Source organism: Actinomycetospora chibensis, from assembly GCF_028737215.1.
Lineage (GTDB): Bacteria > Actinomycetota > Actinomycetes > Mycobacteriales > Pseudonocardiaceae > Actinomycetospora > Actinomycetospora chibensis.
Genome location: NZ_JAQZAM010000009.1, coordinates 71,921 through 91,764 on the forward strand (window position 1 = coordinate 71,921; position 19,844 = coordinate 91,764).

The 19,844-nt window shown below is 73.7% G+C and carries 16 protein-coding genes; 11 read left to right on the forward strand and 5 right to left on the reverse strand.

The genetic code is table 11. The features are described from left to right. The first annotated feature begins 60 nt into the window (after positions 1-60). The 5 genes from PH189_RS15240 to PH189_RS15260 all read left to right on the forward strand — a co-directional run bounded on the left by PH189_RS15240 (position 61) and on the right by PH189_RS15260 (position 4,725). Positions 61-288, forward strand: coding sequence for an acyl-CoA carboxylase epsilon subunit (locus PH189_RS15240; RefSeq protein WP_378014999.1), 228 nt, complete (start codon positions 61-63; stop codon positions 286-288). 18 nt (positions 289-306) lie between these two features. Continuing rightward, complete coding sequence (locus PH189_RS15245; RefSeq protein WP_274189658.1) at positions 307-1,197, forward strand: YceI family protein; 891 nt, start codon at positions 307-309, stop codon at positions 1,195-1,197. Between the two features lie 70 nt (positions 1,198-1,267). Beyond that, positions 1,268-2,011: a DUF899 domain-containing protein gene (locus PH189_RS15250; protein ID WP_274189659.1), complete on the forward strand. Its 744-nt coding sequence runs from the start codon at positions 1,268-1,270 to the stop codon at positions 2,009-2,011. Between the two features lie 59 nt (positions 2,012-2,070). Beyond that, positions 2,071-3,939: an HNH endonuclease signature motif containing protein gene (locus PH189_RS15255; RefSeq protein WP_274189660.1), complete on the forward strand. Its 1,869-nt coding sequence runs from the start codon at positions 2,071-2,073 to the stop codon at positions 3,937-3,939. 156 nt (positions 3,940-4,095) lie between these two features. After that, on the forward strand, positions 4,096-4,725 hold the full coding sequence (locus PH189_RS15260) for a Maf family protein (protein ID WP_274189661.1): 630 nt from the start codon (positions 4,096-4,098) through the stop codon (positions 4,723-4,725). A 12-nt stretch (positions 4,726-4,737) separates the two neighbouring features. Here PH189_RS15260 and PH189_RS15265 read toward each other — a convergent pair whose 3' ends face one another. Beyond that, entirely contained in the window at positions 4,738-5,505 is a 768-nt protein-coding gene (locus PH189_RS15265; RefSeq protein WP_274189662.1) for a hypothetical protein, read from the reverse strand. Between the two features lie 240 nt (positions 5,506-5,745). Here PH189_RS15265 and PH189_RS15270 point away from each other — a divergent pair, with 240 nt between their 5' ends. From PH189_RS15270 to PH189_RS15280, 3 genes are all read left to right on the forward strand, one after another. After that, positions 5,746-7,557, forward strand: a complete 1,812-nt coding sequence (locus PH189_RS15270; RefSeq protein ID WP_274189663.1) for an acetyl/propionyl/methylcrotonyl-CoA carboxylase subunit alpha — start codon at positions 5,746-5,748, stop codon at positions 7,555-7,557. Between the two features lie 28 nt (positions 7,558-7,585). Then, complete coding sequence (locus PH189_RS15275) at positions 7,586-8,011, forward strand: DUF1707 domain-containing protein (RefSeq protein WP_274189664.1); 426 nt, start codon at positions 7,586-7,588, stop codon at positions 8,009-8,011. Positions 8,012-8,290: 279 nt separating this feature from the next. Continuing rightward, a complete protein-coding gene (locus PH189_RS15280; protein WP_378015000.1) occupies positions 8,291-9,703 on the forward strand; it encodes an MDR family MFS transporter in 1,413 nt (470 codons plus the stop codon). A gap of 30 nt (positions 9,704-9,733) precedes the next feature. On the opposite strand, the gene PH189_RS15285 is transcribed toward PH189_RS15280, so the two are convergent. Both PH189_RS15285 and PH189_RS15290 read right to left on the reverse strand, forming a co-directional pair. Then, entirely contained in the window at positions 9,734-10,195 is a 462-nt protein-coding gene (locus PH189_RS15285) for an anthrone oxygenase family protein (protein WP_274189665.1), read from the reverse strand. Positions 10,196-10,375: 180 nt separating this feature from the next. Further along, positions 10,376-12,103: a glycerol-3-phosphate dehydrogenase/oxidase gene (locus tag PH189_RS15290; RefSeq protein WP_274189839.1), complete on the reverse strand. Its 1,728-nt coding sequence runs from the start codon at positions 12,101-12,103 to the stop codon at positions 10,376-10,378. Positions 12,104-12,511: 408 nt separating this feature from the next. Here PH189_RS15290 and PH189_RS15295 point away from each other — a divergent pair, with 408 nt between their 5' ends. Together PH189_RS15295 and glpK are read left to right on the forward strand one after the other, a co-directional pair. After that, positions 12,512-13,237 carry an MIP/aquaporin family protein gene (locus PH189_RS15295; protein ID WP_274189666.1) on the forward strand — a complete coding sequence of 242 codons (726 nt, stop codon included), beginning with the start codon at positions 12,512-12,514 and terminating at the stop codon, positions 13,235-13,237. A gap of 84 nt (positions 13,238-13,321) precedes the next feature. Further along, positions 13,322-14,824: a glycerol kinase GlpK gene (gene glpK / locus PH189_RS15300; protein WP_274189667.1), complete on the forward strand. Its 1,503-nt coding sequence runs from the start codon at positions 13,322-13,324 to the stop codon at positions 14,822-14,824. 118 nt (positions 14,825-14,942) lie between these two features. Here glpK and PH189_RS15305 read toward each other — a convergent pair whose 3' ends face one another. Then, the gene (locus tag PH189_RS15305; protein WP_274189668.1) at positions 14,943-16,340 is read right to left on the reverse strand and encodes an NAD(P)H-quinone dehydrogenase; all 1,398 of its coding nucleotides are present in this window, start codon (positions 16,338-16,340) and stop codon (positions 14,943-14,945) included. A gap of 136 nt (positions 16,341-16,476) precedes the next feature. Here PH189_RS15305 and PH189_RS15310 point away from each other — a divergent pair, with 136 nt between their 5' ends. Beyond that, positions 16,477-16,947, forward strand: coding sequence for a gamma-glutamylcyclotransferase family protein (locus PH189_RS15310; protein ID WP_274189669.1), 471 nt, complete (start codon positions 16,477-16,479; stop codon positions 16,945-16,947). Positions 16,948-17,006: 59 nt separating this feature from the next. Here PH189_RS15310 and PH189_RS15315 read toward each other — a convergent pair whose 3' ends face one another. Further along, positions 17,007-19,790 (reverse strand): Tex family protein, encoded by a 2,784-nt coding sequence (locus PH189_RS15315; protein ID WP_274189840.1) that lies wholly within the window; start codon positions 19,788-19,790, stop codon positions 17,007-17,009. Between the last annotated feature and the right edge of the window lie 54 nt (positions 19,791-19,844).

The following is a 19,844-nucleotide window of genomic DNA, read 5'->3' on the forward strand; positions in this document are numbered from 1 at the left end:
CTGTGAGCGCAGCGAACGTGGAGATGTGGCTGTGAGCGCAGCGAACGCGGAGGTGTGGCTGTGAGCGACGACGACGCTCCGTCCCGTCCGACCCTGCGGATCGTGCGCGGCGAGCCCGACGCGGCGGAGCTGGCGGCGCTGACGGCCGTGCTGGCCGCGGCGGGCGGCGGGGGCGACGAGCCCCCGGAGCCCACCCCGACCTCGGGATGGGCGCGTCGCGTCGACCTCGTCCGCGGCTCCGTCCACCCCGGCCCCGGCGGCTGGCGCGCCTCCGCCCGGCCCCGATGAGAGCGGGCCGGTGACCTGATGGCCCTGCTGCGCCGACGACGTCGCACACCGATCGGGGGCGAGTCGTATCGCGACTCCGACCACGCCCTCATGCCGATCCCGCCCACCGGCGGGCTCGTCAGCCTCCAGCTGCGCAACGTCGAGGGCCGCCCCCTCCCGGGGGTGACGGTCACGATCGTCGAGAGCGAAGGCCTGCGACGGGTGGTCACCGAGTCGCCCACCGATCCGTTCGGCTTCTACACCGCCGCCGTCCCCAGCGGCTCGTACACGCTGCGCGCGAGCCTCGGCGGCTACAGCGCCCTGACCCGCGACCTCATCGTCGGGCGTGGTGAGCACGCCGCGCTCGGCGCCCTGATCCTCAACGCCGACCAGGGCAGCACGCGCCCGTCACCCGGCGAGTGGGTGATCGACGACGCCCACAGCCGGCTCGGGTTCGTGGCGCGCCATATCGCGCTCTCCCGCGTCTACGGGCAGTTCACGCGGTTCCGCGGGTCGATCCAGATCGCCGAGGCCATCGAGGACTCGAGCATCGACGTCGTCATCGACGCGGCCAGCATCGAGACCCACAATCCCCAGCGCGACGCCCACCTGCGCTCCCAGGACTTCCTCGCCGTCGACGAGCACCCGCAGCTGCAGTTCTCCAGCACACGCTTCGTCGTGCGATCGGGCAACTCCTGGACCATCGACGGCGACCTGACGATCCGTGGGCGCACCAACGACGTGCGGCTCGACACGACCTATCTGGGCACCCAGACCTGGAACGGCACACGGATCGGCGCCACGGCCAGCACCTCGCTGCACCGTGAGCACTTCACCCTGAACTGGCAGCAGATGGTCGCCCGCGGCGTGCCCGTCGTCGGCTCGACGATCCAGATCCACCTCGACGTCCAGGCGGTCCTGCAGCTCTAGCGCTTGCGTGATGCAAGTCGCGCCCCTACCGTCGTTGCGTCACGCAACTCGATCGGACGAGGTGGGCACGATGGCGTTTCCACAGGTGGTCTCCCGCGACGAGTGGGTGGCCGCGCGCCGGTCGCTGCTGGAGCGGGAGAAGGAGCTCAGCCGGGCGCGGGACGCGCTGCACGCCGACCGGCGGGCGCTGCCGATGGTCCGCGTCGAGGAGGACTACCGCTTCATGGGCGCCGAGGGCGAGGTCGGACTGCTCGACCTGTTCGCGGGCCACCGCCAGCTCGTGCTCCAGCACCTCATGTTCGCCCCGGACTGGGACGCGCCCTGCGGCAGCTGCAGCGGGATGGCCCGCGACACGAGTGCGGGCACCCGCGACCACCTCGCCCGGCGCGACACCGCGTTCGCCGCCGTGTCGCGGGCGCCCTACCCGATGCTCGAGGACGTCGCCGCGGCCCGGGGCTGGACGTTCCCCTGGTTCTCGTCCGAGGGCAGCACCTTCAACTACGACTTCCACGTCTCCTTCGACCCGGCCGTCGCGCCCGCGCACTACAACTACCGGGACGCCGACGAGCTGGCCGCCACCGACGAGTGGGCCTGGCTGGTCGACCACGTGGGCGAGCAGCCCGGGATCAGCACGTTCCTGCGCGAGGGCGACGAGGTGTTCCACACCTACTCGACCTACGGGCGCGGGGTCGAGGTGATGATGCAGGCCTACGACCTGCTCGACCTCACCGCTCTCGGCCGCCAGGAGGACTGGGAGCAGCCGGCGGGTCGCGCACCCGTGATCCACTCGGCCGCGCCGGGGTACATGGCCTGACGCCGGCCGTCTTCCCGGAACGGGCCGTCGGTGTCGGGGGTCCCCGCTAGTGTCGGAGCATGGTCGAACAGGTGTTCGCATCGCTGCCGGAGGGGATCGCCACGACCCCACCCGGCGCGACGCTGGGCGTCCTGTTGGAGCAGGTCGATCCGCGGGCCGTGTCGCCGCACGACGCCGTGACGCTCGCGCTCGCATGGCGCCGCCAGCTCTCGCACCACGAGGCCCGGTACGCCCGCGCCGCCCGCGAGGCGGCGCTCGCCGATCCCGATCTGCCGGGCGGCCGCCGCGAGGGCTACGGCGAGTTCGGCGGCGACGAACTGCGGGTCGCGCTGGTCGAGTCGCGCACGCGGGTGTCGAAGCTCCTGGGCCAGGCCCAGACCGCGATCGAGGCGATCCCCGAGCTCTGGGCCGCCTGGGACGCGGGGCTGATCGACACCGACCGGGTACGCCTCTGCGTCACCTGGACGTCCTCGCTCTCGGCGGAGCACGCCGCGAGCGTGGTGCGCCGGGTGCTGCCCGAGGCGCCCCGGCTGACGCTCGCGGGTCTGATCGAGCGCCTGCAGCAGCTGGCCACCGCGCTCGACCCCCTCTGGGCGGAGCGACTCTACGAGAACTCGCGCCGTCAGCGGCGGGTGCGGGCGCGGCGCACCGAGTCGGGCACGGTCAACCTCTCGGGGCTCGACCTGCCGCTCGACGCAGGGGCGCTCTCCACCGCGCACGTCGAGGCGCTCGCCCTGCGCGCCAAGGCCCTCGGACACCCGGGGCTGATCGACACGATCCGCGCCGACATCTACCTCGCGCTGCTGAGCCCCCGCCCCGAGGGGTGGGACGACGACGCCCTCGTGGCCCACGTCGCGGCGAACGCGTGCCCCACCGATCCCCGCGGTCGGCGGGCCCCGGTGCACGTCGGCGGCCCCCCGCCCGCCGGCGACCCCACCGACGACCGCGCCGACGCCCAACCCCGAGGTGCCGAGCCGGACCACGCGAAGCCGGACGCCACCGCGACGGACGGCACCGCGACGGCCCCCTCCCTCCCCCGGGGCGGCGGCACGCGGCGGTCGCGCATCGAGCTCCGGGTCGGCCTGCTGACCCTGCTCGGCGCCGACGAGAAGCCCGGGTTCCTGCCCGGCTACGGGGTCGTCCACGCGCCGTTCGCGCGGAACTTCGCTCGGCAGCTGTGCGGAGCGGAGTGGCGGGTGGCGGTCACCGACGAGGAGGGCCGATTGACCGCCGCGCTCCTCACCCCGCGCCGCCCCCCGGGGTACGCGACGACACCGAGCGACGTTCCACCGACCCTGCCGCGCCCGGTCGTCGAGCTGCACGTCCGCGAGTCCGAGCTCCGCGCGCTGCGCCTTCGTGATCATCCAGCCTGGGTCCCGATGCTGACCGATCTCCAGGAGCAACTCGGGGCGTGGCGACCACCTGAGCCCCGCACGCCCGACGAGGCGCGACGACGCGTCCCTCCCGCCGCGCTGGCCCGGTGGATCCAGATGCGGGACCGCACGTGCGTGTTCCCGCCCTGTCGGGCGTCGGCGCTGACCTCGGACATCGACCACACGGTCGCCGTCGTCGACGACGGGCTCACGGTCGGCGCGAACCTCGACCCGGCCTGCCGGCACGACCACCGCGTCAAGCACGAGGCCGGCTGGCACCTCGCCCAGCCCGAGGCGGGGACCTTCGTCTGGACCAGCCCCACCGGCCACTCCTACGAGCGTCCGCCCCGCCGCGTCGTTCCCGACGTCCCGGACCCGGCGCCGGGCCGGTACCGCTCGAGCACCGCCCCGGAGGGGCTGGCGTCGGACGAGCCGATCTGGACCGACGATCCGTACCCGGATGACGCCCGCACCGGCCGGCCCACGCCTGGCCGACCCCCGCCCGGTCGCGCGCCGCCCCGCACCAGCCGCCTGCCCGACAACCCGACGTTCTGAGCCGATCCGCCGACCTGATCAGTGCTGGGCGTCGTCGTGGCGGGCCGTCCTTGCACGGGTGTCCGACGACGACCTCGGCGGCCGGGACGACTCGCCGACGCCACCCGCGGACCGCACCGCAGCCGGCCCCCAGGGCGCGACGTAGGGTTCCGCGACGTGCGTCTGGTCCTCGCTTCCGCGTCCCCCGCCCGTCTCGCGATCCTGCGGGCGGCCGGTGTGGAACCCCTGGTCGAGGTGTCCGACGTCGACGAGGACGCGCTCCTCGCCGAGTTGGGCGCGGACGCCGAGCCGGTCGACACCGTCACCGCGCTGGCGCTCGCGAAGGCCCGCAGCGTGGCCGCCCGGGTCGGCGCGACCGAGCGGGAGTGCGTCGTGATCGGCGCCGACTCGATGCTGTTCCTCGAGGGCGAGCTCGTCGGCAAGCCGCGCGACCTCGACGCCGCCCGCGGGCGCTGGGACCAGATGGCCGGCCGCAGCGCCGAGCTGTTCACGGGCCACGCCCTGGTCGCGGTCGGCGGCGGCGAGCTCGGGCGGGAGGTCATCGGTCACGCCCGGACGGCCGTCGCCTTCGGGGTGCCGACCACCGGCGAGCTGGAGGCCTACCTCGCCACCGGCGAGCCGCTGGCCGTGGCGGGCGCGTTCACGCTCGACGGGCGCGGCGGCTGGTTCGTCGAGGGCGTGGAGGGCGACCCCTCGAACGTGATCGGCCTGAGCCTGCCGCTGACCCGGCGCCTGCTCGCCGAGATCGGCATCGGCGTCGACGCCCTCTGGGCTCGCACCGGTTAGAACTCGGACCGGTCAGGGCGCGGGCGCCGGATCCTCGAGGCGCAGGGAGCGCACCACCTCGTCGGCGGCGTCGCCCTCGGCGTCGATGTCCGGCGCCGGCCGCGCGACCGCCAGCACCGTCACGGTGCGGCCCGGCGCGGCGAGGGTGCTGACGCGCACCAGGGCGCCGTCGAGCGCACCGCCCTCGACGCGGCGCACCGAGGTGCGGGTGGGCAGGTCCGCGATCGACGTGTCGTTGTCGGTGAGGGCGCCGGTCTCGGCACCCGGCGCGAGCAGGTCGGCGTACGCGTCGGCCAGCCGGCCCGCCTCGGCGGCAAGGGCCTCCTCCTGGGCGGGGTCGGGCCGCGCCGGGTCGACCCGCGCCGGCACCCGCTCGGGGTCGGCCAGGCCGACGAGGACCACGGTGCCCGCGCCGCGCTGCAGGATCGTCGCGCCCTCGAAGCGCCCGGGCGGCACCTCGACGACGTCCTGGGTCGGCGTCACCCGCCAGCCGGGCAGGACCGCCAGGGTCGTGGTGGTGCCCGCGTCGGGGACGCGCCCGGGCCCAGGTCCGGCGACCGGCTCGGCCGGGGGCTCGGAAGGCTCAGGAGGAGCATCGGTCGGCTCGGTGGGCTCCTCGGCACCGGTCGCCGCGGCCGGGGAGGGCGGGGCGTCGCTCTCCGACGTCCCCGCACCGTCCTCCGCGGCGAGGCGCGAGGCGGTCGAGCGGTCGGCCCCGACGGCGCCCGCGATCACCGCGACGAGGCCCGCGAGGACCAGCACGGACACGCACGCGGCCACGGACCGCCACCACCAAGGCCTCATCGATCGCCGACGGTATCCGCGCGACCGGTGTGATCCGCACCCGGGCACCGGGAACAGAGGGTCACCCCGCGGTCACGCATGTGGTCATGACCACGCCCGGCGGCGCCACGGAGGCGAGTGGAGTACGAGAGAGTGACCCCGGCGGGCGACCGTCCGGCCGCCCCTACACTGCCCCGACCGCCCCCGGCTCAGCGACGATCCCCAGGAGGTCTCTCGATGGCCGCGTCCGCCCCCTCGGGGTTCGACCCGCTGCACACCGTCCTCGTCGCCAACCGTGGCGAGATCGCGGTGCGGGTGGTGCGCGCGTGCGCCGATGCGGGACTGGTCAGCGTGGCCGTCTACGCCGACCCGGACCGCGACGCCCCGCACGTGAGGATGGCCGACCAGGCGTTCGCGCTCGGCGGCGAGACCGCGGCGGACTCCTACCTGGACGTCGAGAAGCTGCTGAAGGCCGCGCGCGACTCGGGCGCGAACGCGGTGCACCCCGGCTACGGCTTCCTCTCCGAGAACGCCGACTTCGCGCAGGCCGTGATCGACGCCGGGCTGATCTGGATCGGGCCGTCACCGCAGGCGATCCGCGACCTGGGCGACAAGGTCACGGCCCGCAAGATCGCCGAGCGCTCGGGCGCACCGCTCGTACCCGGCACGAAGGACCCGGTGGCCGACGCCGACGAGGTGATCGCGTTCGCCGACGAACACGGGCTGCCGGTGGCCATCAAGGCCGCGTTCGGTGGCGGCGGGCGCGGCATGCGTGTGGCGCGCGAGCGCGACGAGATCGCCGAGATGTTCGACGCCGCGGTGCGCGAGGCGGTGTCGGCGTTCGGGCGCGGCGAGTCGTTCGTCGAGCGCTACCTCGACCGCCCGCGCCACGTCGAGGCGCAGGTCCTCGCCGACCAGCACGGGCACTGCATCGTCGTCGGCACCCGCGACTGCTCGCTGCAGCGTCGTCACCAGAAGCTCGTGGAGGAGGCGCCGGCGCCGTTCCTGTCCGACGAGCAGCGCAAGCGCATCCACACCTCGGCCCGCGACATCTGCGTCGAGGCCGGCTACTCGGGCGCGGGCACCGTCGAGTTCCTCGTCGGCGAGGACGGGACGATCTCCTTCCTCGAGGTCAACACCCGCCTGCAGGTCGAGCACCCCGTCTCCGAGGAGACCAGCGGGATCGACCTGGTGCTCGAGCAGTTCCGGATCGCCGCGGGCCAGGAGCTGCGGTTCTCCGAGGACCCGGCGCCGCGCGGGCACTCCATCGAGTTCCGGATCAACGGCGAGGACGCGGGACGCGGCTTCCTGCCCGCGCCCGGCACGGTCACCCGCTTCGTCGCCCCCGACGGCCCCGGCGTCCGCGTCGACTCGGGCGTCGAGACCGGCACGGTGATCGGGGGGCAGTTCGACTCGATGGTCGGCAAGCTCATCGTCACCGGCGAGGACCGCGAGCAGGCCATCGCCCGCTCGCGCCGGGCCCTCGCCGAGCTCGTCGTGGAGGGCCTGCCGACGGTCATCCCGTTCCACCGCGTGGTGCTGGAGGACCCGGCGTTCACGGCTCCCGAGGGCACCGAGTCGTTCGTGGTCCACACCCGCTGGATCGAGACCGAGTTCGACAACCGGATCGAGCCCTTCGCAGCCGCCGAGCCGGCCGAGGACGACGAGAGCGCGCCGCGACAGACGGTCGTCGTCGAGGTCGGCGGCAAGCGTCTCGAGGTCTCGCTCCCCGGCGATCTCGCCATCGGCGGGGGCGGGGGCGTCGGCCGCGGCGCGGCGCCGAAGAAGAAGTCGCGCAAGCGCTCCGGCGGCGGCGCGAAGGTCTCCGGCGACGCGGTCACCGCCCCGATGCAGGGCACCGTCGTCAAGGTCGCGGTCTCCGAGGGCGACACGGTCGCCGCCGGTGACCTGGTCGTGGTCGTCGAGGCCATGAAGATGGAGAACCCGGTCACCGCCCACAAGGACGGCGTCGTCACCGGCCTCACCCTCGAGGCCGGCGCCAGCGTCAACCAGGGTGTCGTCATCTGCGAGATTCCCGACGCGGGCTGATCCTTCTCGCCCGGCGCATACTGGCTCCATGGCCGATGTCGGGGCGCACGAGCGCGAGCTCGCCATGGAGGCCCTGGACGCGCACCGACGCGCCGGTCGCCTCGAGCGCGAGGAGCACGCCAGCCGCTGCGCCGCGGCCTCGCGGGCCGCCTCGCGCTCCCAGCTCGACGCCCTGTTCCGGGACCTGCCCGAGCCGCACCCGGCCTACCCGTCCGGCGCCCCCACCGCGCCGGCCCCGACGCCGACCGGCCCACCCGCGGCCCCGGACCTGCCCGAGCTGGTGGCGCCGACCGGGGCCGCCGTCGCCCGGCACGCGGGCATGATCTCGATGCTGACGCCGGTCGCCGCCGCGCTGCTCTTCGCGGCGAGCGGCGGGCGGTTCCCGTGGGTCTTCCTCCTCGTCCCGATCGTCATCGCCGCCGTGGCGTTCGTCTCCCACCGCCACCAGCAGTGAGGCGTTCGCGCTCGGCGCAATCTCCCCCGATCCCGGAACACGATCGTCCGACCAGGCGTTGACGCCGTCGTTCGCCGGGGGCCGGGTGGCTGCGCGCCCGGCCACCGCCCGTCCGTAAACCGCTCGCCTGTCGGGGGTCCGTGTGATGCTCTTCCAGACCGGCCGTGACCGCCACGGCCGTCGCCCCGAGGGGGAACGATGACCGGCCAGACCCCAGCCGGGTCCGACACCGCAGGACCCAGCACCACCGGTGGGTCCGCGCGGCCGATGGTGATCATCATGACGCTCGTCGTCTCGGCGTTCGTGATGATCCTCAACGAGACCATCCTCAGCGTGGCGCTGCCGCACCTCACCGGTGACCTCGGCGTCTCGGCCACGACGGTGCAGTGGCTGACCAGCGGGTTCCTGCTCACGATGGGCGTGGTCATCCCGACCACCGGCTACATCCTGCAGCGGTTCACGCCGCGCCAGGTGTTCCTCGCCGCGATGACCCTGTTCAGCCTCGGCACGCTGATCTGTGCGCTGTCGCCCGGCTTCCCGCTGCTGCTCGCCGGCCGCATCGTCCAGGCCACCGGCACGGCGGTGATGATCCCGCTGCTCATGACCTCGGTCATGAAGCTGATCCCGGCCGACCGCCGCGGCGCGACGATGGGCACGATCTCGATCGTCATCGCCGTCGCGCCCGCGATCGGGCCGACCATCGGCGGGCTGATCCTCACCTCGCTCGACTGGCGCTGGATGTTCTGGAGCGTCCTGCCCCTCTCGGTGGCCGCGCTCGTCGTCGGCTTCGTGATCTTCAGGTTGTCCAGCGAGACCCGGTCGACGCCGCTCGACCTGCTCTCGGTGGCCCTGTCGGCGGTGGGCTTCGGCGGCATCGTCTACGGGTTCTCGACGCTCGGGCACGGCGGTGACGCCGCGCTCCCGCCGTGGGCGGCCCTGCTCATCGGCTCCGTGGCGCTGGTCGTCTTCGTCCTGCGCCAGATGAGGCTGCAGCGGACGGAGTCGGCGCTGCTCGACCTGCGGCCGTTCGGCCACAAGCCCTTCGTCGTCGCGATCATCCTGTCGGCCCTGCTGTTCATGACGCTGCTGGGCGCGGGCGCGATCCTGCTGCCGATCTACCTGCAGAACGTCCTCGGGGTGAGCGCGGCCGTCACGGGTCTCGCCGTCCTGCCGGGCGGTCTGCTGCTCGGCTTCATGGGCCGTCCGGTCGGCCGGCTGTTCGACCGTGTCGGCGCCCGACCGCTCGTCATCCCGGGCGCCATCGGGCTCGCGGTGTCGATGTGGCTGTTCGCCGCGCTGGGTGCCTCGGCGTCGCTGTGGATGGTCATCGCCGGGCACCTGGTGCTCATGGGGTCGCTGGGCCTGATGATGACGCCGCTGCTCACCGAGGGGCTCTCGGTGCTGCCGGAGCACCTCTATTCGCACGGCAGCGCGATCCTCACGACGCTCCAGCAGGTCGCGGGCGCGGCGGGCACGGCCGGCTTCGTCACCATCGCGGCCATCGGGTCGACGGCGGCCACCGGATCGCCGGACGCGGCCGGCCTCCGGCTCGCGTTCATGGCCGCCGGGGTCATCGGCCTGATCGCCGTCGGCGTCTCGTTCATGGTGCGGCCCAAATCGGAGCGGACCGACGCCGACATCGAGAGCGTCGGCACCGACGAGACGACGCCGGCGCCGGTGGCGGGGCACTGAGCCCCTCCGGTCCGCCGGAGTCCGTATCCGTCAGAGCAGGAGCGCCGCCGCGCCGACGGTGGTGAACGCCGTGCGCACGAGGTGGGCGCGCACCCACGGACGCTCGAAGGCCTCGCGGGCCCGGACGATGTCGCCGGCATCGTCGGGGTCCGCGCGGTCGAGGGCGGTGTTGAGCGGGATGTTCACCGCCACCGTCGTCACGATCGACGCGACCTGCCCGGCGGCGCCCACGGCGACGGCGAGCACCGGCGCGCCGGTCACCAGGGCCGACACCAGGGCCACGATCGCCACCCCGGGCGCGCCGAGGAACAGCACCACGAACGCCGGCCGGACGATGACCCGGTTGATCGTCTGCATCACCGACACGAGCACGCGGTCGGGCAGGCGGGCGAGGGACGGCATGATCACCACGCTGAACGCGAGGTAGAACCCCGCGAGCAGCGCGGAGAGCACACCCGCGAGCAGGGTCACGGCGGGGTTCGCGATCGTCATAACGACAGCTCAGCGCCCGGCACCGGCCGCAGCCAGTGCCGGGCGTCCGGGGTCCGTGCCCGCCCGTCCGGAGCGAGGGGCCCGCCCGTCCGGAGCGAGGGGCCCGCCCGTCCGGAGCGAGGGCGTCCTCGACTGCGCAGGACGCAGCGAGGGTGACCCTCGCTCCCCCGGGGGGCGGGCTCAGCCGGTGCCGAGCGCCGCGAGCCTCGGGGCCCGCGGGTCCGGGGCGGCGACGCGCAGCTTGTCGGCCTCGACGTCGGTGTCGACCGACTGCGACTCGCGCTCGGCCTGCACGCGCTCGATGTACGAGCTCACCTCGAGGTCGCGCTGCTCGTCGGACCAGCCCAGCAGGGTCGCCATCTGCGCCCCGACGGCCTCGGCCGAGTCGACGCCGCGGTGGGCGTACTCGATGGAGATGCGGGTGCGGCGGGTGAGGACGTCGTCGAGGTGTATGGCGCCCTCGTAGGCGACCGCGTAGGCGATCTCCACGCGCAGGTAGTCCGGCGACGCCTTTACCGGCTCGAGCAGCGTCGGGTCGTCGTCGCCCATGGCCAGCAGGCCGTGCAGCAGCGAGCCGTAGCGGTCGAGCAGGTGGCGCACGCGGTGCGGGTGCAGCCCGTGCTGCTGACCGAGCTGCTCGGCCTGGTTGACCAGCGCGAAGTAGCCGTCCGCGCCGATGAGCGGCACGCGGTCGGTGACCGAGGGCGCGACCCGGCTCGGGATGTCCTCGGCTGCGGCGTCGATCGCGTCGGCGGCCATCACGCGGTAGGTCGTGTACTTGCCGCCCGCGATCGCGACGAGACCGGGCATGACCCGGGAGACGGCGTGCTCGCGGGAGAGCTTCGAGGTCTCCTCGCTCTCCCCGGCCAGCAGCGGCCGCAGACCCGCGTAGACGCCCTCGATGTCGTCGTGCGACAGGGGCGTCACGAGCACGGAGTTGACGTGCTCGAGCAGGTAGTCGAGGTCCTTGCGCGTCGCCGCGGGGTGGGCCAGGTCGAGGTTCCAGTCGGTGTCGGTGGTGCCGACGATCCAGTGGTTGCGCCACGGGATGACGAACAGCACCGACTTCTCGGTGCGCAGGATCATCCCGGTGTCCGACGGGATCTTGTCGCGGGCGACGAGGAAGTGCACGCCCTTCGAGGCCTTGACCCGGAAGCGGCCGCGGGTCCCCGCGGCGTGCTGCATCTGGTCGGTCCACACGCCGGTGCAGTTGACCACCACGGACGCTCGGACGTCGGTCTCGCGACCGGTCTCGACGTCGCGCACCCGGACGCCGGCGACCCGGTCGACCTCGTGGAGGAACTCGACGACCTGGGTGGAGGTGCGGACGACGGCGCCGTACTGGGCGGCGGTGCGGCCCACCATCATCGTGTGGCGGGCGTCGTCGGCCTGGGCGTCGAAGTAGCGGATCGCCCCGACCAGCGCGCTGCGCTTGAGCGCCGGCGCCATCCGCAGCGCCCCGGACCGGGTCAGCTGCTTCTGGTGCGGCAGCGAGCTCTTGCCGCCGATCGTGTCGTAGAGCGTGACGCCCGCGGTGACGTACGGACGCTCCCAGTGCTTGGTCAGCGGGTACAGGAAGCTGACCGGCTTGATCAGGTGCGGGGCGAGGCGGGTCAGGCTCAGCTCGCGCTCCCGCAGGGCCTCGCGCACCAGCGCGAAGTCCAGCTGTTCCAGGTAGCGCAGCCCGCCGTGGAAGAGCTTCGACGACCGGCTCGACGTGCCCGAGGCGAGGTCACGGGCCTCGACGAGGGCGACCTTCAGCCCGCGGGTCGCGGCGTCGAGCGCCGCCCCGGTGCCGACCACCCCGCCGCCGACGACGACGACGTCGAACTGCTCGGAGGCGAGACGGTCCCACGACCGCGCGCGATCCCCCGGTCCCAGACGGGCGGGCTCCGCCGCCGCGTCCAGCTCCTCGGCCGGCGCGGCCGTCCCGGCGTCCGGGCCCGCCGCGCTGCCGTCCTGCGTGCCTCGTCCAGCGTCCACGTCCGACCCCTCTCTGCCGTCACTGTCTCCGAGGTGGCACAGGGCCCGACCGCGCGCCGCGACGAACCGCGGGCGCCGGCGCCCCCGAGGACGCTCTCGTGTTCCACGCTAACGCGCCGTCGCCGCCGCAGCACCGTGCAGCCGGATCAGCTCCCTGCTCCTTCCCCCACATGGAGTGCCCCGAGTCGGACGACGCCACCCTGGGATCGGCCGCAAGCGTTTACACGTGTGGAACACGCCACTAGCGTCCTGACGATCACGTCCGACCTCGACTCCCACTGGGTCGGGTCCACGGGCGCGTCAACTGGCCGGTCGCCGTCGACGGGGGTCTTCGTGAGCGCAGGAAGCATCATCTTGTCCGAGGGCCTCGGCACCATGGTGCTGATCCTCTTCGGTGCCGGTGTCGTGGCCAACGTGCTGCTGACACGAACGAATGCCGACGGGGACACCGCATCGTGGGTGCTCATCACCCTCGGGTGGGGGTTCGCCGTCTTCGCCGGCGCCAGCATCGCCGACGCCTCGGGCGGCGCGATCAATCCCGCCGTCACCCTGGGCAGCGCGATCAGCGGCGGCACGCCGTGGTCGCAGGTGCCCTGGTACCTGATCGGCCAGTTCCTCGGCGCCTTCGTCGGCGCGGTCCTCGCCTGGCTCGTCTACAAGGCGCAGTTCGACGCCAACGAGGACAACTCCGGCACCCTGAACATCTTCTCGACCAACCCGCCGATCAAGAGCCCGGTGTGGAACGTGGTCACCGAGATCATCGCGACGTTCGCGCTGGTCCTCTTCCTACTGGTCGCGCCCTACGGCGACAGCCCCGCGATCTACGCCTGTGCGGCCGCGGTCGTCGTCGGTATCGGGCAGTCGCTCGGCGGGCCGACCGGCTACGCGATCAACCCGGCCCGTGACCTCGGTCCGCGCATCGCCTACGCGGTCCTGCCGATCCGTGGCAAGGGCAAGCCGGACTGGGGCTATTCCTGGGTGCCCGTCGTCGCCCCCCTCATCGGCGCGACGCTCGCCGCCCTCGTCGCCATGATCGCGCCCGTCAAGACCGGGGGCTGACGGCCCGTCGCGACCACGCGGCGGGCACCTTCCGAGACATCGTCCTCACGACATCGTCCTCCCGACATCGCCAGGAGTGCTCGCATGACCCAGTACGTCGCAGCGATCGACCAGGGCACGACGTCGACCCGCTGCATGATCTTCGATCACTCGGGCCAGGTCGTCGCGGTCGACCAGCTCGAACACCAGCAGATCTTCCCCAAGGCGGGGTGGGTGGAGCACGACGCCGCGGAGATCTGGGTCAACACCCGGCAGGTCTGCGGCGGGGCGCTCGCTCGTGCCGACCTCGACGCCTCCTCGATCGCCGCGGTCGGCATCACCAACCAGCGCGAGACCACGGTCATCTGGGACAAGGCGACCGGCGAGCCCATCCACAACGCCATCGTCTGGCAGGACACGCGCACCCAGGCCATCTGCGAGGAGCTCGGCGCCCTCGGCGGCGGTGCCGAGCGCTACCGCGCGAAGACGGGCCTGCCCCTGGCCACCTACTTCGCCGGGCCCAAGGCGCGGTGGATCCTCGACAACGTCGACGGCGCCCGCGAGCGGGCCGAGCGCGGCGAGCTCGCGTTCGGGACGATGGACACCTGGGTGCTGTGGAACGCCACGGGCGGTGCCGAGGGCGGGCTGCACGTCACCGACCCGACCAACGCGTCGCGCACGCTGCTGATGAACATCGACACCCTGGAGTGGGACCCGCAGCTCTGCGAGGAGATCGGGGTGCCGATGGCGATGCTCCCCGAGATCCGGTCCTCCTCGGAGAACTACGCCCCCATCCGGGCGCGCGGCACGTTCCGCGACGTCCCCGTCGCCGGCATCCTCGGCGACCAGCAGGCGGCGACGTTCGGGCAGGCCTGCCTGGCCGTCGGCGAGGCCAAGAACACCTACGGCACCGGCAACTTCGTGCTGCTCAACACCGGCACCGAGAAGGTCGAGTCGAAGAACGGCCTGCTCACCACCGTCTGCTACAAGATCGGCGACGCCCCCCAGATCTACGCGCTCGAGGGCTCGATCGCCGTCACCGGCTCGCTGGTGCAGTGGATGCGCGACAACCTCGGGATCATCGGCTCGGCGCCGGAGATCGAGGAGCTCGCCAAGACCGTCGACGACAACGGCGGCGCCTACTTCGTGCCGGCGTTCTCGGGTCTGTTCGCGCCGTACTGGCGCGCCGACGCCCGCGGCGCGATCGTCGGGCTCACCCGCTACGTCAACAAGGGCCACCTCGCCCGCGCGGTGCTCGAGGCGACGGCGTTCCAGACCCGCGAGGTCATCGACGCCATGAACGCCGACTCGGGCGTGCCCCTCACGACGCTCAAGGTCGACGGCGGCATGGTCGGCAACGAGGTGCTCATGCAGTTCCAGGCCGACCTCCTCGGCGTCGAGGTCATCCGGCCCCAGGTGGCCGAGACCACGGCGCTCGGTGCTGCGTACGCGGCCGGGCTCGCCGTCGGCTTCTGGGACTCCGAGCAGGACATCCGCGACAACTGGGCCCAGGACAAGGTCTGGAACCCGCAGATGGACCCGGCGCTGCGCGACGAGACCTATGCGCAGTGGAAGAAGGCGGTCACCCGCACCTTCGACTGGGTCTGACGGCAGGTCGCCCGAGCGGCCGGTCCCGGCACGCAGGCGCCGACACGGCACGCCGCACCGGCGCCCGTGTCGGTGCCGGTGCCGGTGCGACCTCCCCGGCCCGCCCGGTCCAGGTCGTCTAGTCCAGGTCGTCGTGCTGCATGAGGCGACGGCCCGCCTCGGTGACCGAGCCCGAGAGCGACGGGTAGATCGAGAACGTGTGAGCGAGGTCGTTCACCGTCAGGTTGTTCTGCACGGCCATGGCCAGCGGCAGGATCAGCTCGCTGGCCACCGGCGCGACGATCACCCCGCCGATGACCACGCCCGTCGCCGGCCGGCAGAACACCTTGACGAAGCCCTCGCGCAGGCCCGACATCTTCGCGCGGGGGTTCGTGCCCAGCGGCATGATGACCTCGCGGGCGTGGAACTCCCCGCTCTCCACCTGGGCGTGGCTGATGCCGACGGTGGCCACCTCCGGGCGGGTGAACACCGCCGAGGCGACGGTCTTGAGCCGCAGCGGGGCGACCCCCTCGCCCAGCGCGTGCCACATGGCGATCCGGCCCTGCATGGCGGCCACCGACGCGAGCGGCAGCAGGCCGGTGCAGTCGCCGGCGGCGTACACACCGGGGATCGCGGTGCGGGAGACGCGGTCGACGGTGATGTGGCCGGTCTCGCGCAGTTCGAGGCCGATGTTGGCCAGGCCGAGGTCGGCGGTGTTGGGCACCGAGCCGACGGTCATCAGGGCGTGCGAGCCCTCGACCTCGCGGCCGTCGGACAGCGTCACCCGCACGCCGTCGGCGGTGGCGACGACCTTGTCGGCCCGCGAGCGCGGCTCGATGGTGACCCCGCGCTCGGTGAACACGGCCTCGAGCGTCGTCGCGGCGTCCGGGTCCTCGTGCGGCAGGACGCGGTCGCGGCTCGAGATCAGCGTCACCGGCACGCCCAGCTCGGCGTACGCGGAGACGAACTCGGCACCGGTGACCCCGGAGCCGACCACGATGAGGTGCTCGGGCAGCGCGTCGAGGTCGTAGATCTGGCGCCAGGTCAGGATCCGCTTCCCGTCCGGCTGCGCGTCGGGCAGCACGCGCGGGGACGCCCCGGTGGCGACGAGGGCGACGTCGGCGGTGACCGTCTCGGTGGAGCCGTCGGGGTATGCGATGCACACGTCGTGGGTGGCGCTGCTGCGGTCGCTCTCCTCGAACCACGCGCGGCCCTGCACGACGCGCACGCCCTCGGCCTGCAGCTTCGTGCGCACGTCGGCGGACTGGGCGAGGGCGAGCCCGCGCACGCGGGCGTTGACGCGCGGCAGGTCGACGCGCGGGTCGTCGACGTCGACACCCATCTCGGCCGTCGCGCGGAACCCGGCACGGACCCCCGCCGAGGCGATGAAGGTCTTGGAGGGCACGCAGTCGTAGGCCACGCAGTTGCCGCCGAGGCTGTCCTCCTCGACGACGGTGACGTCGGCCTCGTGCTGGGCGGCGACGAGGGCCGCCTCGTACCCGGCCGGCCCTCCACCGAGGATGACGATGCGGGTCATGCGGTGAATCCCTCCTGCAACCGGTGGTGACTCCCAGTGTCCCCCACCCCGATGTCCGGCACGCACCGATCATGTTCCGGGACTCGACGGGCCGGGTCACGGCCGGAGCACGCCCCAGCTGACTACCCTGTCCGCCGTGCCGCTCTATGCCGCGTACGGATCCAACATGGACCCCGAGCAGATGATGCAACGGGCGCCCCATTCCCCGATGTCGGGAACGGGGTGGCTCGAGGGGTGGCGCCTGACCTTCGGCGGTGAGGACCTCGGCTGGGAGGGCGCCCTCTCCACCGTCGTCGAGGAGCCCGACTCCCGCGTGTTCGTCGTGCTCTACGACGTCAGCCCGCTCGACGTCGACCAGCTCGACCGCTGGGAGGGGGGCGAGCTGGGGATGCACAAGAAGCTCCGGCTGCGCATCCAGACGATGGACGGGCCGCAGCTCGCCTGGGTCTACGTCCTCGACGCCTACGAGGGCGGCCTGCCGTCGGCGCGCTACATCGGGGTGCTCTCCGACGCCGCCGAGGGCGCCGGGGCCCCCGACGACTACGTGCGCGCCCTGCGCGAGCGCCCCTGCCGCTCCGTCGGACCGGGGCCCGGCTCGGACCTCTAGACCCCCGACCTCGGTGACGAGACCCGCGCTCAGCGCGGGAGACGCCACCGAAGCCGGCGTCAGCTGTTGTAGCCGGCGCGGCGCAGGGCCTCGGCCATGGCGCCGTTGGTGGGCGCGGGCCGACGGTCGCGCGAGCCGCGCTGGTCGCGGCCACCCTGACCGCCCTGCCCGGGCTTGCCCCGGTCGCCACCCCGACCCCGGTCGCCGCCCTTGCCCCGGTCGTCCCGGCCCTGACCACCGCGCTCGCCCGGGCCGCCCTGGCCCCGGCCGCCGTCACGCCGGCCCCGGCCACCACGCTCGTCGGGCTTCTGGTCGGCGGGCGCCTCCGCGGGCGGCGCCTGAGCGGCCGGCGCCTGCTCGGCGGGCTTCGGCTCGCCCTGGCCCCGTCCGCCACCCCGGCCGCCACGACCACCGCGGCGTCGGCGCTCGCCGCCGCCCTCGGTGGGCGGGGACGCAGCGTCGGAGGGTGTGGCCTCGGCCGTCGGGGCGGCCCCCGGACGTCCGCGCCCCTTACGACCGCGGCCACCCCGGCCGCCGCCGCCAGCACCACCGCCACCACCGGGTCGCGCGCCGCCGGTCTCGGCGGGCTGCTCCTCGTCGAGGCGCAGGGTCAGCGAGATGCGCTTGCGCTCGACGTCGACGTCGAGCACCCGGACGCGGACGACGTCGCCCGGGCCGACCACCGAGCGGGGGTCGGACACGAAGTCCTTCGACATCGCCGAGATGTGCACCAGGCCGTCCTGGTGCACGCCCACGTCGACGAAGGCGCCGAACGCGGCCACGTTGGTGACCTGGCCCTCGAGCACCATGCCCGGCGTCAGGTCGGTGATCGCCTCGACGCCCTCGGCGAACTCCGCGGTGGTGAACTCGGGGCGCGGGTCACGCCCGGGCTTGTCCAGCTCGGCGAGGATGTCGACGACCGTCGGGCGCCCGACGCGCTCGTCGGTGAAGGTGTCGGGGTCCAGGCTCGTGAGCAGGGCGGTGTTGCCGACGAGGCCGGCGACGTCCTGGCCGGTCGACTCCGCGATGCGGTGCACCACCGGGTACGACTCCGGGTGCACCGCCGAGCGGTCGAGCGGGTCGGGGCCGCCGGAGATGCGCAGGAAGCCCGCGCTCTGCTCGAACGCCTTGGCGCCCAGGCGCGGCACCTCGCGCAGCGCGGTGCGCGACGCGAACGGCCCGTGCTCGTCGCGGTAGCCGACGATGGTGGTGGCGAGCCCGGTGCTGATGCCCGACACGCGGCGCAGCAGCGGCGCAGAGGCGGTGTTGACGTCGACGCCGACGGCGTTCACCGCGTCCTCGACGACGGCGTCCAGCGAGCGCGACAGCGCCGTGCCGGCGATGTCGTGCTGGTACTGGCCGACGCCGATCGACTTCGGGTCGATCTTCACGAGCTCGGCCAGCGGGTCCTGGAGGCGCCGTGCGATCGAGACCGCGCCGCGCAGCGACACGTCGAGGTCGGGCAGCTCGGTCGAGGCCTGCTCCGAGGCCGAGTACACCGACGCGCCGGCCTCGGAGACCACCGCGGCGGTGAGCCCGAGGTCGGGTTCGCGGGCGATGAGGTCGCGGACCAGGGCGTGCGTCTCGCGCGAGGCCGTGCCGTTGCCGATGGCGACCAGCTCGACCCCGTGCTCGCGGGCCAGCTCGCCCAGGCGGGCGCGCGAGGCCTCCCACTGCCGGCGCGGGACGTGCGGGTGGATCGTGTCGGTGGCGACGACCTTGCCCGTGCCGTCGATGACCGCGACCTTCACGCCGGTGCGCAGGCCCGGGTCGAGGCCGAGGGTGGGCCGGGCGCCCGCGGGGGCGGCGAGCAGCAGGTCGCGCAGGTTGCCGGCGAACACCAGCACCGCGCCCTCCTCGGCCACCTCGCGGAGCCGCACCCGCAGGTCGACGACCAGGCGGGACAGGATGCGCGTGCGCCACGCCCAGCGCACCGCGTCGGTGAGCCAGCGGTCGGCGGGTCGGCCGCGGTCGGCGACGCCGACGGCCGCGGCGATGCGCGAGAGGTAGACGTCGGAGATCGCGCTCTCGTCGTCGTCCGCGGCGAGCGGGTCGAGCGAGAGCGCCAGGACCTCCTCGGTCTCGCCGCGCAGCACGGCGAGGATCCGGTGCGACGGCAGGCGCGTGAACTTCTCGTCGAAGGCGCCGTAGTCGGAGAACTTCGCGGCCGCGGTGTCCCCCTCGCCGCCGCGTCCCTCGCGGTAGGTGGCCGTGAGGCGACCGCGGCGCCACATCTGCTCGCGGAGCTCGCCCACGAGGTCGGCGTCCTCCGCCCAACGCTCGACGAGGATCGCGCGGGCGCCCTCGAGGGCGGCGTCGCGGTCGGGCACGCCGTGGTCCGGGTCGACGTAGGCGCCGGCCGCGGTGCGCGGGATGTGGGTGGGGTCGGTGAGCAGCGCGTCGGCCAGCGGCTCGAGGCCGGCCTCGCGGGCGATCGCGGCCTTCGTGCGCCGCTTCGGCTTGAACGGGAGGTAGACGTCCTCCAGGCGGCTCTTCGTCTCGGCGCCGAGGATCCGTGCGGCGAGCTCGTCGTCCAGCTTGCCCTGGCCGCGCACCGACTCGAGCACCGCGGAACGGCGCTCCTCGAGCTCGCGCAGGTAGGTCAGGCGCTCCTCGAGCGTGCGCAGCTGCGCGTCGTCGAGACCGTCCGTCGCCTCCTTGCGGTAGCGGGCGACGAACGGCACCGTCGCGCCGCCGTCGAGGAGCTCGACCGCCGCGCGCACCCGGCCCTCGACGACGCCGAGCTCGTCGGCGATGCGGCGGGTGACCGGGGGCAGGACAGGGGCGACGGAGGCGCCCGCACCACCCACTCCGGCGGTCGGGACGTCCGTGGCGGTCACCATTGCATCGCTCACGGCCGCCATCGTGCCCGACCGTTCGCCGGGCGCGCCAAGCAG

Excerpts from the sequence above, each read along its gene's own strand:
- PH189_RS15245 (WP_274189658.1), top strand. The coding sequence starts at position 307 with ATGGCCCTGCTGCGCCGACGACGTCGCACACCGATCGGGGGCGAGTCG.
- PH189_RS15250 (WP_274189659.1), top strand. The coding sequence starts at position 1,268 with ATGGCGTTTCCACAGGTGGTCTCCCGCGACGAGTGGGTGGCCGCGCGC.
- PH189_RS15255 (WP_274189660.1), top strand. The coding sequence starts at position 2,071 with ATGGTCGAACAGGTGTTCGCATCGCTGCCGGAGGGGATCGCCACGACC.
- PH189_RS15270 (WP_274189663.1), top strand. The coding sequence starts at position 5,746 with ATGGCCGCGTCCGCCCCCTCGGGGTTCGACCCGCTGCACACCGTCCTC.
- PH189_RS15275 (WP_274189664.1), top strand. The coding sequence starts at position 7,586 with ATGGCCGATGTCGGGGCGCACGAGCGCGAGCTCGCCATGGAGGCCCTG.
- PH189_RS15280 (WP_378015000.1), top strand. The coding sequence starts at position 8,291 with ATGACGCTCGTCGTCTCGGCGTTCGTGATGATCCTCAACGAGACCATC.
- PH189_RS15285 (WP_274189665.1), bottom strand. The coding sequence starts at position 10,195 with ATGACGATCGCGAACCCCGCCGTGACCCTGCTCGCGGGTGTGCTCTCC.
- glpK (WP_274189667.1), top strand. The coding sequence starts at position 13,322 with ATGACCCAGTACGTCGCAGCGATCGACCAGGGCACGACGTCGACCCGC.
- PH189_RS15305 (WP_274189668.1), bottom strand. The coding sequence starts at position 16,340 with ATGACCCGCATCGTCATCCTCGGTGGAGGGCCGGCCGGGTACGAGGCG.
- PH189_RS15315 (WP_274189840.1), bottom strand. The coding sequence starts at position 19,790 with ATGGTGACCGCCACGGACGTCCCGACCGCCGGAGTGGGTGGTGCGGGC.